Consider the following 17,292-nt stretch of genomic DNA (forward strand, 5'->3'; position numbering starts at 1 on the left):
TGAAGCCTAGGCGTCCGGGCGCTCGCCGCGGCCCGGTCGGATTGTGCGTCTGTCGGTGACGATCGCGGTGATCAGGTCGGACGGCGTGACGTCGAACGCCGGGTTGGCGGCCGGGAATCCGGCGGTCACCTCCTCGGCGGCCCGGTCCTCGATCTCGACCGCGGCGCCGTCCGTGGTGTCCGGGTCGATCGTGGACTCCGGCGCCACCACGACGAACGGGATGCCGGCCCGCTGGGCGCCGAGCGCGTGCGCGTACGTGCCGATCTTGTTGATCGTGTCGCCGTTGGCGCAGATCCGGTCGGCGCCGACCACCACCGCATCCACCTCGCCGCGCGCCATCAGGAACGGGCCGGCGCCGTCCACCGCCACCCGGAACTCCACGCCGGCCCGGGTCAGCTCCCACGCGGTCAGCCGGGCGCCCTGCAGCAGCGGCCGGGTCTCGCTGGCCAGCACATCCCGCAGGGTGCCGCGCCGGTGCAGCTCGAGCACCACGCCGAGGGCCGTTCCGCCGACCACCGAGCACAGGCCGCCGGTGTTGCAGTGGGTGAGCATGCGCGGCGCCCGCCCGCACAGTTCGGTGATCAGGTCGGCGCCGCGGGTGGCCATCGCCTCGGACGCGGCGATCTCCTCGTCCCGCACGCGCAGCGCCTCCTCGAGCGCGGCGCCCGGACCGTCGGGCAGGAGCTGGGCGGTGCGTCGCGCTCCGCGGGCCAGGTTCACGGCGGTGGGGCGTGCGCTTTTCTATCTCGCGTACGCAATGAGCAAGCTTTTGTGGGTCTGCCTCATGCAGCCGGGCGGCCAGGGCGACGCCGAGCGCACCGGCCACCCCCAGGGCGGGCGCGCCGCGCACGGCCAACGTCTGGATCGCCGCGATCAAATCGGGCACCGTGGTCAGCCGCAGGATCCGCTCCTCGGCCGGCAGTGCCGTCTGATCGATGATCTCGATGGCGCCGTCCACCCAGTCGATCGTCCGCATGCCTCCTATTCTGCAGACATGCCCGCCAGAGATCCGGTCGCCGACCTCCGCCGCATCGCCTTCCTGCTGGAACGCGCCAACGAGGCCACCTACCGCGTGCGCGCCTTCCGTTCGGCCGCCGCGACGGTGGCGGCCCTGCCCCCGGACGAGCTCCACGAGCGGGTCGCTTCCGGAACCCTGTCGAAGCTGAAGGGTGTCGGCGACGTGACCGCGCTGGCGGTGTCCGAGTCGCTGGCCGGCACCGTCCCGGCCTACCTGCGCCGGATGGAGTCGACCGAGGGCACCGACCTGCAGGGCGCCGCGGCGAAGCTGCGGGAGGCGTTACGCGGCGACTGTCACGCGCATTCGGACTGGTCGGACGGCGGTTCGCCGATCGAGGAGATGGCCCTGGCCGCGGTCGAGCTGGGCCACGAGTACCTGGTGCTGACCGACCACTCGCCGCGGCTGACGGTCGCCAACGGACTGTCTCCGGCCCGCCTGCGCCAGCAGCTCGACCGGGTGGCCCGGCTGAACGACGCGCTGCCCGACGGTTTCCGGATGCTCACCGGCATCGAGGTGGACATTCTGGACGACGGCTCGCTGGACCAGGAGGACGCGCTGCTCGCCCGGCTGGACGTGGTGGTCGGCTCGGTGCACAGCAAGCTGCGCGACGAGGCGCCGCGGATGACCCGGCGGATGCTGCGGGCGATCGAGAACCCGCACCTGGACATCCTCGGGCACATGACCGGGCGCAAGGTGTCCGCGGCCGCGTCGGGGGTGAAGGCCGAGGGCGACCGCGCGCACCGCCGTTCGCCGACCCGGCCGCCGAGCGACTTCGATCTGGCCAAGGTGCTCGCGGCGGTCGTGGAGCACGGCAAGGCGGTGGAGATCAACTGCCGGCCGGACCGGCTGGACCCGCCGAAGCGGATGCTCACCGCCGCGGTCGAGGCGGGCTGTCTGTTCAGTATCGACACCGACGCGCACGCGCCCGGTCAGCTGGACTGGCTTCGGTTCGGCTGCGAACGGGCGGCGCTGTGCGGCGTGCCGGTGGATCGGGTCGTGAACACCTGGTCTGAGGATCGGTTATTGGATTGGACACGGTCGCACGAACGGTAGTGTCGGCGCGGTGGGAGACGTAGCTGACCTTGCCGACCGGTACATCGCCGCCTGGGCACCGCTGAACCCGACCGGCGCCACCTTCATCGGGGTTCCCGGCCAGGATGACAAATTGGACGATCTGTCGCCGGAGGGCTACGCCGCCCAGGCCGACCTGGCCCGCCGCACCATCGCCGAGTTGGACGTCATGGACCCGGCGGACGAGTCCGAGCAGGTCGCCAAGGACGCGATGCTGGAGCGGCTCGGCCTCGAGGTGACCCGGTACGAGGCGGGTTACACCGCGAGCGAGGTCAGCGTGATCAGCCACGGCGTGGCGGGTCTGCGGATGGTGTTCGACCTGATGCCCACCGAGGGCGAGGAGGCGGCGGTCAACATCGCCGCCCGGCTCGCCGCCTTCCCGCGGGCGGTGCAGGAGTACCAGCGGACGCTGACCGAGGCGGCCGAGGCCGGGCACGTGAGCGCCCGCGCCCAGCTCGTCGCCGCGGCCGACCTGTGCGAGGCGTGGGCCGACCCGGAGCGGGACAACTTCTTCCACGGGCTGGCCGACCGGGTCGGCGCGACGGGAACGCTGGGCGAGCACCTTCGCCTCGGCGCGGCGGGCGCGAGCGCGTCGGTGGCCGGCTTCGCCGAGTTCCTGCGGACCGAGATGGCGCCGCGCGGACTGGACAAGGAGGCGGCCGGGCCGGAGCGCTACGCGCTGGCCTCGCAGTACTTCCTGGGCGCGAAGATCGACCAGGAGGAGACGTACGCCTGGGGCTTCGAGGAGTTGCACCGGCTGGAGACCGAGATGCGTACGGTCGCCGCCGAGATCGCCGGCCCCGGCGCCGGCATCGACGACGCCGTGACCACGCTGGACTCCGACCCGGCCCGCTGGGTGCCGGGCAAGGAGGCGTTCCGCGAGTGGATGGAGCGGCTCGCGCACAAGGCGATGGACGAGTTGTCGGGCACCCACTTCGAGATCGCGCCGCAGATGCGCAACCTGGAGGCGTGCCTGGCGCCGACCTCCGACGGCGCCATCTACTACACCGCGCCCAACGAGGACTTCTCCCGCCCGGGCCGGATGTGGTGGGCGGTGCCGGCCGGGCAGACCCGGTTCTCCACCTGGCGCGAGACGTCCACGGTCTACCACGAGGGCGTGCCCGGCCATCACCTGCAGATCGGGCAGACCCAGCTGCGCGCCGACCGGCTCAACCGCTGGCAGCGGCTGCTGGCCTGGTGCTCCGGTCACGGCGAGGGCTGGGCGCTGTACGCCGAGCGCCTGATGGACGACCTCGGCTACCTCGGCGACCCTGGTGACCGCCTCGGCATGCTGGACGGCCAGGCGCTGCGCGCGGTCCGGGTGATCGTGGACATCGGCATGCACCTGGAGCTGGAGATCCCGCGGGACAACCCGTTCGGCTTCCACCCGGGTGAGCGGTGGACGCCGGAGCTGGGCTGGGAGTTCATGCGGGCGCACTGCCGGGTGGACGAGGACGTGCTGCGCTTCGAGTGGCGCCGGTACCTGGGGTGGCCGGGGCAGGCGCCGTCGTACAAGGTCGGCGAGCGGATCTGGCTGCAGGCGCGTGACGACGCCAAGGCCCGCAAAGGTGCGGATTTCGACCTGAAAGCGTTCCATCGTGACGCTTTGGATCTCGGGGTTCTCGGCCTTGATCCCCTGCGTAAAGCCCTCTCCAGGATCTGACGCGCCGGCCGGACACCGTGTCCGACCTGCAACTCTGCGTAGTTTTACCACTCTCCGCAGTCATGCCGTGACAGTGGGCCAGTGAATCGACCGATATCCATCACGCATGGGTCACGTAATTGTTTCGCGTCTTACTGCTACCCGCAGGTCGGCCTGCGGCGCATCCCCCGATCAGACGATCCAAGACTGACCAGCAAGAAGGGGTGACTTGATTATTTCTCGGGATAGATTGGCCCGGATCCGCGCGCTCATGCGATTACAGAGGGTGATCTAGCTCGGGGCCGCGGATCGGTTCTACCCCGTGGCGGAGGAAGAAGGCAATGGCAGCAACGTCTCGTCTACGTTCCGCGCTCGCGGTCGTTCTGACGATCTTGATTCTCGCGCCGGCCGGCATGCTCTTCTTCCGGGTGTGGCAGCAGAACGCCGACGAGCGCGACGACACCAAGCGTGAACAGCAGGGTGTGGAGTACCTCGGCGGACTCGCCCCGCTGGTCAGCGCGCTCACCGAGGCGCAGTCCTCGGCACTGCAGGGCGTCGCGAAGGCGCCCGCCTCGCTGACCACCGCGGTCTCCCGGATGGCGGCGATCGACGAGCGGATCGGTGACGACCTCGGCACCCGCGAGCGGTGGACCGGGCTGCGCGACCGGATCAACCGGCTCAGCTCCGTCGCCGGTCAGCCGCTGCAGATCTATCAGGCCAACGTCGAGGTGACCAACCTGACGCTGGCGCTGTTCACCTCCGTCTCGGACAACTCGACGCTCAGCCGCGACCCGGACAACGACCTGTCGCACCTCCAGCAGGCGTTCGCCGCCGACCTGCCGAACACCACGGTGATGGTGAGCCGGATGGGCGACCTGGCCCTGATGCTCGCCAACCTGACCGGCAACTCGCAGGCCCGCCAGCAGACCCAGGCCACCCTGCTGCCGCAGTTCGGCGCCGCGGTGCTGGCGGTCAACACCAACGTCGCGTCGCTCACCGACAACCTGCAGGCCGCCGTCGACGACACCGACAGCACCACGCTCAGCGGCAGCCTGGTCACCACGGTGGACGCGTTCCGCCGCGGCGTCGAGTCGTTCATCCGCGGTGCCAGCCCCGGCGGCAGCAACGCGCCGAACGCGGCCGCCATGGCCACCGCACAGAGCCAGCTGCAGACCTCGCTGTCCGGCCTCTCCGGGGTGCTGGTCCGGGAGATGCGCGGCCTGCTGGAAAGCCGGAGCGACCGGCTGGACAGCCGGCGGATCGAAACCATCGCGATGGGTGCCCTGGTGTTCCTGCTCGTCCTGGCCGCCGTGCTGATGATCGCCACCGGCCGGCGCAAGGACCGTACCGGGCCCGCCCGCGAACCCCGCAGCCTGGCGGACTCGCTGCCCAGCGCCCGCGACCCGTTCGCTGCCCACGTGCCTGATCAGGCGTCGCCGCCGTACGGCGCCGAGGTAGGCCCCGATCGGCGGGAGCGTTCCGGTGCTCTTCGGTAAGTTCCGCATCCTCGGCAAGCTGGCCCTGCTGGTTCTCGTACCCCTGCTCGGCGTGGTCGCGCTCAGCGTGCCCATCGTCGTCAACCGGATCGACGCCGCCCGCGACGCACAGAAGATCCAGGACCTCGTCGAGCTCGCCAACGCGGTCGGCTCCACCGTGCAGGACCTCCAGGAGGAGCGCCTGCTCTCGATCGGCTACCTGCTCCAGCTCGTCCAGGGGCCGGAGCTGGTCGCACAGAGCGCGAAGGTGCAGGACAGGCTCGCCTCGCTGAGCCGGCGCGACAACCCGCTGAGCAGCCGGATGAACAAGGCGGTGGCCGACGCCGCGCGCCTGAACAACACCCGGACCGCGGTGCTGACCGGCAAGACCGACCCGAACGCCGTGGTCAACGAGTTCAACGCCGTGGTGCTGCCGCTGATCGACGGGCTCGGGCTGCGTACCGAGGCGGACCTGACCACCTCGGTCGGCCGGCAGCTCCTCGCGCTCGACTACGCCCTGCGCACCAACGACCTGATCAGCCAGGCGTCGGCGTACCTGACCACGGCGGCGATCGCCAACCGGCCGGAGTTCGTCGGGCTCTTCTACTCGATCCTGATCCGGCTGCAGAACGACATCCTCACCGCGCAGGTGTTCTTCACGCCGCCGCAGTACAAGCTCTACCTTTCCGCCCAGGACGCCTGGTCGTCCCGGGTCGGCGCGGAGTTCCTGCAGAAGGCGGCGATCGACCCGGCCTCCGCGGTCCGGCTGCTCGACCGCGAGGCGCTGTTCCCGTCGCTGCAGTCGGTGAACGTGCTCGGTGGCTTCGTGGAGAAGCGGGTGTCCGCCGACGTGAACGCGGCGGTCACCGAGAACCGGGACAGCGCCCTGCAGACCGCGCTCTTCGTCGGTGGCGCGTCGCTGCTGCTGCTCCTGATGGTGTTCGGCCTGAGCATCGTGATGGCCCGTGCGGTCGCCCGGCCGCTGCAGCGCCTCACCCGGTCCGCCGACCGGATCGCCCGCGCCGCCGAGGGCGAGCTCGAGCGGGTCGCCGACGACGAGGCCGAGGTCGCCAGACCCATCCGACTCGACCCGGTGGACGTCGCCGCCAAGGACGAGATCGGCGACCTGGCCCGGGCCTTCGACCGGGTGCAGGCCACCGCCGTCCGGCTGGTGGAGCGCCAGGTGATCGGCCGGCGCAACGTGGCGCAGATGTTCGGGCACGTCGGACGGCGTACGCAGAACCTGGTCGGCCGTCAGCTCGCGCTGATCGACAACCTGGAGCGCCGGGAGACCGACTCGGACCGCCTGCGCGAGCTCTACCGCCTCGACCACATGTCCAGCCGGCTGCGCCGCAACGCCTCCAGCCTCGTGGTGCTCTCCGGTGGCGCCGGCGCGAACGAGCACATGGCCCCGCTACCACTCAACGACGTGGTCCGGCTCGCCCTGGGTGAGATCGAGGACTACACCCGGGTCGACGTCGACGTGCCCGAGGAGATCGTGGTCGTGCCGGCCGTGGTGGCCGACCTGACCCTGCTGCTCGCCGAGCTGATGGAGAACGCCACCGCGTTCTCCCCGCCGCACACCCAGGTCGCGGTCACCGCCGCCGAGATGCGAGGCGGCGCCCGGCTGGCGATCGTCGACCACGGCCTCGGCCTGGAGCGCGAGCGGCTGGCCGAGGAGAACGCCCGGCTGACCCGCCGCGAGCGCCTCGACCTGGCGCCCACCGAGGTGCTCGGCCTCTTCGTGGTCGGCCGGCTGGCCCGCCGGCACGGCATCGAGGTCACTTTGACCGACACCCCGGACGGCGGCGTCACCGCGTGGATCGACCTGCGCCCGGCGCACCTGATCTCCCGCGCTGAGACGTTCCCGCAGGGCGCGCCGATCCAGGCCATCGTGACCAGTCCGACCAGCGAGTTCGGCTCGCTGCTGGCGGGCAGCGCCGGCCGGCGGTCGGTGCCGGGCAGCGCCCAGCCGTTCGACGCCAACATCCTGGACCGCGCGACCCGGACGCTGCAGAGCACGCAGTCCTGGAACGCGTTCTCGCCGTACGCACAGCTGACCTCGTCGGCCGCGCCCGTCGACGCGGAGATCGTCGACGACGCCCCAGTCCGCCGCAGCGCGCCGGTCCAGCCGGTCCAGCCGGTCCAGCCGGTCCAGCCGGTCCAGCCGGTCCAGCGGGTCGAGCCGGTCCGCTGGGACGAGCCGGTCCGGCAGGACGAGCAGGTTCGGCGCTACGACGCCGGCACCCCGGTCGCCGGGCGGCACCCGGCCGCGATGCCCGAGCTGCCGCCGGGGCCGATCGAGATGACGCCGGCGCCGGCCTCCCCGACGCCGTTCGAGCCGGTCGCCATCCCGCGGCAGCGCAACGGCACGGAGCAGCCGGTCCGCAACGGGAACGGCAACACCAACGGCAACGGCAACAGCAACGGGAACGGGAGCGGCAACGGGCTGCGCCGGCGCGTGCCGGGCACCCAGCTGCCGCACGACACCGGGCCCAAGATGCCCGCCGCGCCGCCGTCCACCGACGACGCGCTCGCCGCCCGCGAGGCGTTCGAGGCGTTCGAGGCCGGCGTCAACCGGGCGCAGTGGGACGTGATCGAGGCCGAGATGTCCGGCTCACAAGCCGGCCCCTCAGCCGGGTCCTACGCCGCCCCGCCGGCCGGCCCTTTCGCCGCCCCTTCGTCCGGGCCCTACGCCGCCCCGCCGGCCGGCCCCTACGCCGCCCCTTCGTCCGGCCCCTTGACCGGCGCCGAGGGAAGCGGCCACCCGCCGCTGGCCCGTCGGACGCCGGGCGCCTCGCTGCCGGCCCCCGAGCCGCAAAGCGTCACGCCCGCCGCACCGCGCCAGCCCCTGGACCCGGACGCCGCGCGCGCCCTGGTCGAGCAATTCGAGTACGGAGTCGCACTCGCCTTGAATGAGTCGAAGAGCCAACACGAGGGACAATCGCGATGACTTCCCCCTACAGCACCGAAACCAACAGCGGACGCGACTACGCGCACTCGCAGTTAAGCGCGGAGGCGAAGACCTTCAACTGGTTGCTGGACTCGTTCACGTCCGGCACCGCTGGCGTGATCGAGGCCATCGCCGTGTCCTCCGACGGTCTGCTGATGGCCATGTCGGCGATCAAGGACCGGCCCAACGCCGAGCGCCTGGCGGCGGTGGTGTCCGGCCTGACCAGCCTGTCCGGCGGCGCCGCGAGCTGGTACAACCTGGGCAGCCTGAATCGGGTGATCATCGACATGCAGGACGGTTACCTGCTGGTGACGGCGATCAGTGCGGGCTCGGTGCTCGGCGTGATCGCGGACCGGACGGCAAACCTGGGCACGCTCGCGTACGAGATGACCCTCTTCGCCACCCGCGCCGGTGGTGCGCTCAGCCCCCGGCTCATCGCGGAATTGAAGAACGCCGTCCAGCAATGACCTATCCGGGCGGCCGTGACCACCCCAGGCGCGATGCTGCGCCCGGGGTACGGCCGTTCCTCCGGACGAAGCCCGCCCCCGGGCAGAGCGAGGCCGGCGACACCAACTCCACCCTGCGCCCGTTCGTCATCACGTCCGGGCGGGTGGACGGGCCGGACCCGGACATCAACATGGAGACCCAGGTCTCCGTTCATCCGGGTGCCGCACCGACGCGGCTGCCACCGGAGAAGCGCGCCATCGTGACCCTGTGTGTCGAGCCGTTGTCGGTGGCGGAGATCTCCGCCCGGCTGCACCTGCACCTCGGCGTCACCCGCATCCTCGTCGGGGATCTGCGGGCGGACGGCCACCTCGAGGTGCATGTGCTGGGCGACGATTTCCCCGACCCCGAGACCATCATGCGAGTGATCCGTGGACTACGAGCCATTTCCTAGACAGCTCACGCCTGACCAGCGCGTTGTCGGCACCGCCAGGGTGCCCGACGAGCAGCGGAGGACTACGCCTCCCGTTCCCGTCAAGATCATCGTGGCGGGCGGCTTCGGGGTCGGCAAGACCACCACGGTCGGCGCGATCTCGGAGATCTCTCCGCTGACCACCGAGGCCGAAATGACCATGGAGTCGATCGGCGTGGACGATCCGGGGCCGGCGACGTCCAAGACGACCACCACGATCGCCATGGATTTCGGCTGCGTGACGATCGACAAGACGCTGAAGCTCTACCTGTTCGGCACGCCCGGCCAGTCGCGGTTCGCCTTCATGTGGGACGACCTGATCCGGGGCGCGCTGGGCGCCCTGGTGGTGGTCGACACCAACCGGATCGACGACTGCTACCCGGCGGTGGACTACTTCGAGCGGGCCGGGCTACCGTTCGTGGTGGGCGTGAACACCTTCGACGGTCAGCTCGGCTACAACCTCGACGAGGTGCGCTGGGCTCTCGCAGTGCGGGAAGACGTGCCCGTTCTCTCCTTCGACGCACGGTTCCGCGGATCGGTGCGAGATGCTCTCCTAGTGGTCCTCGACCAGGCACTGCACAAGTCGATCAAGTTGAATTCACACTGAGTGTGCACGTGCTGGCCCAGGTTCATGGTTTCCAAACCGGCCTTCGAACGGGCAGAGTTGTACGGGGCAGCATCCCGGACGGAGGGGCGGAGTCGTGCGAGGCGGACTGGACGATGCGCTGGACAAGCTCGCGCGTCGTGACGAGCTGCGTCGGCGGGCGAACGGGGAGGCGGAAGCCACCCCACTCGCCGTGCAGGAGTTGGTCGAGGCGATCGCCTCGGTGGTCGGGCGCAACCCGAAACTCGAGGTGACGGTCGGCGTCGAGGGCGTCGTCGACCCGACGCTGCTGCACTTCTACGTCGAGGACGGCATGGTGCGGGTGAACGCGGACTCGTCCGTATCGGCCCGGTCGGAGGCGGCCTCGCATCGGCACGCCGACTTCGACCTGGACCCCGAGGAACACATGGTCGCCCACCCGATGCCGGAGGCGCCGGCCGCGCCGGTCAGCTTCGACGACCGCGACCGCTACGACCCGGGCACCGGCTACGACACGCCCGGTTACCCGCAGCCCGCCACCGCCCCGGCCTCAGCGCCACCTTTCGACGAGGACCGCACCGAGACGCTGCACGCGGCACAGTTCCGCAGCCCGTTCGCGGCACAGCCGCCGCCGCCGGTGCCACCGCAGTACGAGGCGCCGCGCCCGGCGCCGCAGCCCGAGCCGGACAACGGCGGCCTGACGCCGCTGCCCGAGCCGATCCCGCTGCGCAGCGTCGACAGCGAGGAGACCGAGCAGGCCGCCAAGCGCCTGGCGGCTCTGCTCCGCGACGACCCGACGCTGCTGCGCCAGGACCGCGCCTGAAGTCCTGTCTCGTGGATCACCCAGGGCTGCGGAGGGGTCCAGGAGACAGGACTCAGGCGTCCGGGCGCAGTTTGCCGATCGCGGTCTCGACCCCGCCGACCCGGTCGGCGAGCAGCCCGACCGCGCCCACGGCCCGGGTCATCGGGTCGTCGTCCGCGCCGCCGAGAGCGAGCTCGCGGAGGTAGGCCTTCTTGACGTCGGCCCACCGCGCGGCCTGCTCGGGCGTCAACCGGCCACGCAGCTCGGCCAGCTTGAGCAGGTTGGCCTCGGCGCCGGTGGTCAACGTCTGCGCCTCGCCCAGGTAGTGATCGTCGACCAGCGTCTCCAGCTCGTCGTCGTTCATCACCGGGACGATCCGCTCGGCCAGCTTGGTCATGTTGCGGTAGGAGCCCTGGAGGCGGAACGGCGGTTCGGTACGGGACGAGTCCGCCTGCCCGGCCGACGCGATGTACGCCTGGTTGTTGCGCAGCACGATCCGCTGCACCCGGCGCATCTTGCGCAGCACCGACAGGATCTGGTCCAGCTCGACGGCCGAGTACGGGTGGGACAGCTGGTCGGGACGCACCGCCGAGTCCGCCTCGGCGAGCCGGACCAGCAGGGGCACGTCGTCCCGGTCGCGGGCGGAGAGCGGCGCCAGCACCGGGTTCGCGGTGAGCGAGTTCTCCAGGTACGACAGCTCGAACAGGTCCTCGCGGCCGGCCAGCACGTCGCCCAGGTTCCACACGTCGGCCCGGTTGGCGAGCATGTCCGGCACCCGGAAGCGTTGCCCGGTCTCGGTGTACGGGTTGCCCGCCATGCACACCGCGAAGCGCTTGCCCCGCAGGTCGTACGTCCGGGTCTGCCCGTCCCAGACGCCTTCCATCCGCCGCTGCGCGTCACAGAGCGAGATGAACTTCTGCAGCAGCTCCGGCGAGGTGTGCTGGATGTCGTCCAGGTAGAGCAGGACGTTGTTGCCCATCTCCAGCGCGAAGGAGATCTTCTCGACCTCCTGCCGGGCGGTGGCGTTGGGCGCCTCGGCCGGGTCGAGCGAGGTAACCCCGTGGCCCAGCGCCGGCCCGTTGACCTTGACGAAGACCAGGCCGAGCCGGTCCGCGACGTATTCCATCAGGGTGGTCTTGCCGTAGCCGGGCGGGGAGATCAGGAGCAGGAGACCCGATTGATCCGTACGCTTCGCGTCGCCGGCCGCGCCGAGCTGCCGGGCCAGGTTGTCGCCGATCAGCGGCAGGTAGACCTCGTCGAGCAACCGGTTGCGGACGAACGTGGTCATCACCCGTGGCTTGAACTCGTCGAGCCGGAGCCGGGCGCGTTCCCGCGTGGCGAGGGCGGCCCGTTGCTTCTGGTAGTCGCGGTAGGCGGGCATCCGGTGCTCGCGAAATTCGCGCGCGTCGGCGAGCAGGTCCTCCAGGCGTACGGTGAAAGAACCGCCGTTGATCGTCGGATGTACCCCGAGCAGGCCGGTCACCGTCTCGGTGGTCGCCGCCGAGGAGTCGTAACGGGTGAGGACGGTGAGCTCGATCGCCACCGCCTCGGGCAGGTCCGCCTTCTCCGCCTTCTCGGGATTGGACGCGATAAATCCGGACAGCCAGGCCTCGACGAGCTGCTTCTTCGCCGCGAGATCGCCGTCCAGCGCTCGCAGGTCGTCGGCATACTGCCGCTCGGCGGCGCCCAGAGCACGGTGGAAGCGATCGACCAGCGTGCGGGCGCCGGCCCCGCTGACGAAACCGGCCGGCTCCGACGCCAGCTCCTCGACCAGGTACTCGCCCAGCTCGGCCTGCAGATCGGCCAGTTCCCGCGTCGGTCCGAAGACGGTGCGGGCCCGCACCAGCGACGTCGCCCGGGTGGTGAATGCGTGGCGCTGCTCCTCGGTGGTCTCGAAGGCCCAGAACAGCTGGGCCGCCGCACGCACCGACGGCCGGTAGCGGAGCAGCCCGGCGCCGGCGGACAGCCGGACCAGGGCGCCCAGGATCAGCGCCGCGTCGGCGTCGTGCACGCCGCGCTCGTACCCCTCGTCGTAGCGCGCCTCGGCAGCCCGCCGCACCAGATCGCGCAGCGAGCCGTCGGGCAGAGCCGCCGCGGCAGCCGCCGGGTCCTCCGCGAACACCGCGGCGGCCAGGTGCGCCGCCCGGTACATCGACCTGGTCTCGGAGATCAGCGACTGGTCCCAGAACGGCCGGGTCCGCTCGAACGCCTCGTCCCGGACCACCTCGCGGTAGTCGGTGCCGGTGACCGCGAAGGCCAGATGTCCGCCGTCCTCAGCCCCGCCGCCGCCCTTGTCAGGAGTGAAGGCAGAGCTGAAAGGCACCATGGTCAGGTCGATCGCCTGGGTGTTCACGGCGAAGGCGTGCTTGCCCAGCCGGATCGTGCTGCCGCCGTCGGTGTAGAGGTCCAGCCGGTCGCGCAGGGCCCGGCCGGCCTCCTGCCGCGCGGCCTTGGTCCGGCCGTCCAGTTCCTCGGCGCGGACCGAGTCGCCGAGGGTACGCAGTTCGCCCGCCAGCGACCGCAGCTTGGCCACCATCGGGTCACTGGCGAAGTACGTGTTGACGTCCTCGACGCTGTCCAGCGCGGCGACCCGCCGGTGCACGCCGTCCAGGATCCGCCGGGCCGAGTCGACCAGCCGGTCGGCCCGCCGCGCCCGATCGTCGAGCAGGGACTGGCGGCGGCCGGCGATCGCCTCGTACACCTCGGTGCGTTTGGTCCCGAGCTGGTCGAGAAACCCGCCGAACTCGCCGAACCGGGTTTCCAGCGCCTCGATCTGCAGCATCAGGCGGGCCAGTTGCTCGTCGCACTTCTCCGGGGTGTCGGCGACCGCCAGCGCGCCGCTGACCGCCTGCCCGAACAGCGCGAACTCGGCCGCGAACTCGGCCCGGCCCTCCACGGCGGACAGTTCCCGGCGGCGCGCGTCCAGCGTGGCCCGGGCCCGGTTGAGGCCGCCGAGCACCTCGCCGACGCGTTCCAGGATGGCCACCCGGACGGTCGCGTCGGCGATGTCCAGCCCGCCGATCACCTCGGTGACCACCTGGAGCCCGTCGGACTGCTCGGTGACCCGCTCGGCCACGGGCGCCGCGGCGGCGACCGTGGCGATGCCACCCGCCTCGGTCACCAGGTCGTCCACCACCCGCTGGTAGCCGGTGAACGCGTCCGGCCGCTGGAAGAAGTCGACCGCGCGCTGGGCGGTGGCGTCCACCTCGGCGGAGACCTGAGCGCCCAGCTCGTCCAGGCGGGCGACGTCGACGAAGCGCATCTCCCGCAGGCCGACCAGCTTGCCCTGGTGCCTGCGCAGCTCGGCGAGCTGCGTGACCCAGCCGTCGGTGCCGGTCGGCGTCTCGGCCCGGACCCGCCGGATCAGGGCCTGGAGATCGTCGTCTTCCTGTTGCAGAGACGCCACGGCCTGTGCGGTCAGTTCCTGGACGGTCTCGAACTCGTCCAGCACCTGGGTGGCGGTGGCCCGCACCTCGGACAGCGGGGTCCGCAGGTCACCGAGCTCGGCCTCGCCCAGCCAGTGGTAGTGGTCGAAGATCCGGGTGCAGGCCGCCACCATCGCCTCGAAGACCGGGCCGGAGGGTGCCATCTCGTCCGACATCCGGGCCACCGACAGGCATTCGGAGATGCCCCGGACCAGTTCGGCGTTGCCGATGCGCTCCAGCGGGCCGGGGCCGACCGGCTGCCGGGCGGCGTACGTGTCGGAGACGAACGGCGTCCGCCACACCTGCATCGGGTGCACCCGGGCCGGCTCGTCGGACATCTCCCGGAAGCAGACCAGCGTCCCGTCCTCGAACAGCGAATAGCCGTGGCACGGGATCGGCGTCGCGACTTGTTTGCGGATCATGTTGTAAGGGAGCAGCAGATAGGCGCCGGCCGCCCGGGCGTGGAAGACGTAGAGCACGTCCTCGCCGTTGACCGACCGGATGGTCCGCTCGAACTCCAGGTCGGACACGTCCGCGTCGAACGTCTTGTGCACGCCGGTGGCCAGGTAGTAGCCGCCGGGGAAGATGATCCCCTGGTCCTCGGGCAGCCGCTGGCAGGCCTGGCCGATCCCGTCCAGCCGGACCACGGCCCGGGTCCGGGTGTTGAAGACCAGGTAACGCCAGGTGTCCTCCTTGTACGGCAACACCTTGAGCAGGATCAGCGGGCCGATCCGGCTGTACCGGATGTCGGCGTCGGCCAGGCTCTGCAGCGGCTCGTCCACCGGCTCGGAGTAGATGCCCTCGCCGTCGGAGGTGTTGTTCTCCACTTTGACGGTGAGCGTGCCGCCGACCGTCTCGACGAAGACCGCGTCATCGATCGAGATGTGCGGGTGCTTGCCCTGGACGTGCTGCTCGCGGGTGGTCTCTTTCCACTCGAAGTCGTGCGGCGCCGGGAAGACGTGGTCGCGCTCGCCCCGGTTGTCCAGATAGGACACGTTGCCGCTGGTGTCGACCCGCCAGCGCAGCACGCGCAGGTCGTCCATGCGCGGCCCGGTCTGGAAGACGGCCAGCAGCAACCCTTCCAGCCGGCGCAGCTGCAACAGCTTGGCCTGCTGGTAGTACCGGTACATCTCGGCGAAGTCGCGCTGGAACCCGGCGTCGGTGAGTAGCCCCGGCACCGCGGCGGCCGGCTCGAAGCGGAACGCGTCGCCGTCCCGGGAGAACCCGTGCACGGCGAACACGTCGTCCACTGTGGTCTCGGACCGCAGGCCGATGAACACGTTGTAGCCGAACAGCATCGAGCCGCCGACCTGCGCCACGTCCCGCGGGACGCAATTGTTCTCGGTGCGGATCCGCTCCGTGCCGAGCAGCCGCAGCTCGGCGCCGCCGAACGTGCTGATCCGCTGCTCGTTCAGCGTCTCGGCCCGGCGACCCAGCTCGGCGCACTGCTCGCCGAGCCTCTTCCTCAGTACCTCGTACGTCCCGGCGTCGAGCGTCACTTCTCGCCGTTCTCCGTCTGCAGCTGCTTCACCAGGTACGCCGCCAGCGCGGTGTTGCTCAGGTCCGCCGTGGTCGCGGAACCCAGCATCTTGCTGAGGTCACCGTTCTCGACGAGGCCCTGCGCCACCGTGGAGTTGCTGACGAGCCCGTCGATGCTCTTGCCCATCGTGATCGAGCCGAGCAGCTTGTCGAAGAACACCGACTCCCCGCCGATGATGTCGATGTTGGCCTTCTCCAGCCCGGCCGCGACCACCATGGCCTGCGACTCGGCGATCTCCTTGTGCACCGAGATGCCGGCCAGCCGGATCTCCTTCTCCATCTCCAGCTTGAGACGGAACTCCTCGTGCCCGCGGGACGCCTCGTCCAGTGCGGCCATCGCGGCCGCCTTGTCGGTGAGACCCTCGGCCTCACCCTTCAGCTTCTCCCGCATGCCCTCGGCCTGCGCCAGCGCCATCTCGCGCGACACCACGGCCTCGGCCCGGCCGACCTTCTCGATCGCCTCGGCGTTGCGCTCGTTGACCTGCACCTCGGCCAGGCCCTTCGCGGCCGCCTCGGCCTGGGTGCCCTCGGCCAGCCGGATCTTCGACCGGGCGTCCAGCTCGGCCGCCTGCTGCCGGGACTCGGCCAGCACGATCGCCTCGCGCGCCTTGAAGCCCGCCGCGGTCTCCGCCGCCTCCGCCGCCTTGATGTCCTTGACCAGGTGCTCCTGGGCCTCGGCCTCGGCCGCGATGATGACCGCCTGGCGGGTGCGCTCGGCCTCCTCGACGACCCGGAGGCGCTTGATGTTCTCTTCCTGCTCGGCCACCGTCTTGTCCACCGCGATCCGCTCCCGGACCACCTCGGCCATCGCGCGCTTCTCGGTCTCCAGGTCCTTGTCCTTGGCGATCGTGGAGAGCTCGACCTCGCGCTGCCGGATGACCACCTCGAGCATCCGGTCCTTCTCGATGCGCTCGGTCTCGATCGCGATGACCCGCTCGCGGTTCTTCTCGGCGACCGCGACCTCGCGCTGCAGGTTCTCCCGCTGGATGCCCAGTTCCTGGTCGGTGCGCAGGGCGGCGGCGTGCGCCTTGAGCCGCTCCTGCGCCTGGACCAGCTCGATCTCGGCGGACTCGCGGGCCCGCATGGTCTCGATCTCGCGGTGCTGCTTGATCTCGGCGTCGGCCTGCCGGCGCTGCAGCTCCAGGATCGTCTCCTTGGCGTCGACGTCCTGCCGGGTGATCTCCTTCTCCTCGTTGCGCCGGAAGTCGTTGGTCTTCACCGCCTCGATCGCGGTCAGCTCGGTGATCTTCCGGATGCCCTGCGCGTCCAGGATGTTCTTCGGGTCGAGCGAGCTCAGCGGCGTCTGCTCGAGGAAGTCGATCGCCGCGTCCTCCAGGCTGTACCCGTTGAGGTCGGTGCCGATCACCTCGATGATCTGGTCACGGAAGTCGTTGCGCCGGGTGTAGAGGTCGACGAAGTCGAGCTGCTTGCCGACGGTCTTGAGCGCCTCGGAGAACTTCGCGCTGAACAGCTCCTGCAGCGTGGACTCGTTGCTGGCCCGCTCGGTGCCGATCGCCTGGGCCACCTTGATGACGTCCTCGGTGGTCTTGTTGACCCGCACGAAGAACGTGATGCGGATGTCCGCCCGGATGTTGTCCTTACAGATCAGGCCCTCACGCCCGGTCCGGGTGATCTCGATGGTCTTCACCGAGATGTCCATCGTCTCGTGCTTGTGCAGCACGGGCAACACGACCGCGCCGGTGAAGGTGACATCCACCCGGCGCACCTTCGACACGATCAGCGCCTTGCCCTGCTCGACCTTGCGGAACATCCGGCTCAGAAAGAAGACGACACCGATAGCGAGGAGGACGACGACGGCGATCACGATGCCGACGCCGGTGGAGATCACATCCATGGATATGCCCTTT

Annotated in this window: 11 protein-coding genes; 8 read left to right on the forward strand and 3 right to left on the reverse strand. The window is 70.6% G+C overall.

The features are described 5' to 3' along the window. Positions 1-6 precede the first annotated feature (6 nt). Positions 7-720 carry an S-methyl-5-thioribose-1-phosphate isomerase gene (locus QSK31_RS21920; RefSeq protein WP_285686128.1) on the reverse strand — a complete coding sequence of 238 codons (714 nt, stop codon included), beginning with the start codon at positions 718-720 and terminating at the stop codon, positions 7-9. Positions 721-994: 274 nt separating this feature from the next. On the opposite strand from QSK31_RS21920, the gene QSK31_RS21925 reads away from it, so the two are divergent. From QSK31_RS21925 to QSK31_RS21960, 8 genes are all read left to right on the forward strand, one after another. Continuing rightward, complete coding sequence (locus QSK31_RS21925) at positions 995-2,071, forward strand: PHP domain-containing protein (protein WP_285686129.1); 1,077 nt, start codon at positions 995-997, stop codon at positions 2,069-2,071. A gap of 10 nt (positions 2,072-2,081) precedes the next feature. Continuing rightward, the gene (locus QSK31_RS21930) at positions 2,082-3,752 is read left to right on the forward strand and encodes a DUF885 domain-containing protein (RefSeq protein ID WP_285686130.1); all 1,671 of its coding nucleotides are present in this window, start codon (positions 2,082-2,084) and stop codon (positions 3,750-3,752) included. Positions 3,753-4,072: 320 nt separating this feature from the next. Beyond that, positions 4,073-5,227, forward strand: coding sequence for a hypothetical protein (locus QSK31_RS21935; RefSeq protein WP_285686131.1), 1,155 nt, complete (start codon positions 4,073-4,075; stop codon positions 5,225-5,227). After that, entirely contained in the window at positions 5,214-8,159 is a 2,946-nt protein-coding gene (locus QSK31_RS21940) for a sensor histidine kinase (protein ID WP_285686132.1), read from the forward strand. The genes QSK31_RS21935 and QSK31_RS21940 overlap by 14 nt, the downstream gene beginning before the upstream one ends. Beyond that, positions 8,156-8,626, forward strand: coding sequence for a roadblock/LC7 domain-containing protein (locus tag QSK31_RS21945; protein ID WP_285686133.1), 471 nt, complete (start codon positions 8,156-8,158; stop codon positions 8,624-8,626). Before QSK31_RS21940 ends, QSK31_RS21945 begins: the two co-directional genes overlap by 4 nt. Then, positions 8,623-9,057 carry a DUF742 domain-containing protein gene (locus tag QSK31_RS21950; RefSeq protein ID WP_285686134.1) on the forward strand — a complete coding sequence of 145 codons (435 nt, stop codon included), beginning with the start codon at positions 8,623-8,625 and terminating at the stop codon, positions 9,055-9,057. Before QSK31_RS21945 ends, QSK31_RS21950 begins: the two co-directional genes overlap by 4 nt. Beyond that, positions 9,035-9,682 (forward strand): GTP-binding protein, encoded by a 648-nt coding sequence (locus QSK31_RS21955; protein WP_285686135.1) that lies wholly within the window; start codon positions 9,035-9,037, stop codon positions 9,680-9,682. Before QSK31_RS21950 ends, QSK31_RS21955 begins: the two co-directional genes overlap by 23 nt. 94 nt (positions 9,683-9,776) lie before the next feature. Next, the gene (locus QSK31_RS21960) at positions 9,777-10,481 is read left to right on the forward strand and encodes a hypothetical protein (RefSeq protein WP_285686136.1); all 705 of its coding nucleotides are present in this window, start codon (positions 9,777-9,779) and stop codon (positions 10,479-10,481) included. Between the two features lie 52 nt (positions 10,482-10,533). On the opposite strand, the gene QSK31_RS21965 is transcribed toward QSK31_RS21960, so the two are convergent. Together QSK31_RS21965 and QSK31_RS21970 are read right to left on the reverse strand one after the other, a co-directional pair. Beyond that, entirely contained in the window at positions 10,534-15,384 is a 4,851-nt protein-coding gene (locus QSK31_RS21965) for a DNA repair ATPase (RefSeq protein WP_285686137.1), read from the reverse strand. Next, entirely contained in the window at positions 15,381-17,279 is a 1,899-nt protein-coding gene (locus QSK31_RS21970) for a flotillin family protein (protein WP_285686138.1), read from the reverse strand. The genes QSK31_RS21965 and QSK31_RS21970 overlap by 4 nt, the downstream gene beginning before the upstream one ends. Positions 17,280-17,292 lie beyond the last annotated feature (13 nt).

This window comes from Actinoplanes sp. NBRC 103695, assembly GCF_030269485.1.
Taxonomy (GTDB): Bacteria; Actinomycetota; Actinomycetes; order Mycobacteriales; family Micromonosporaceae; genus Actinoplanes.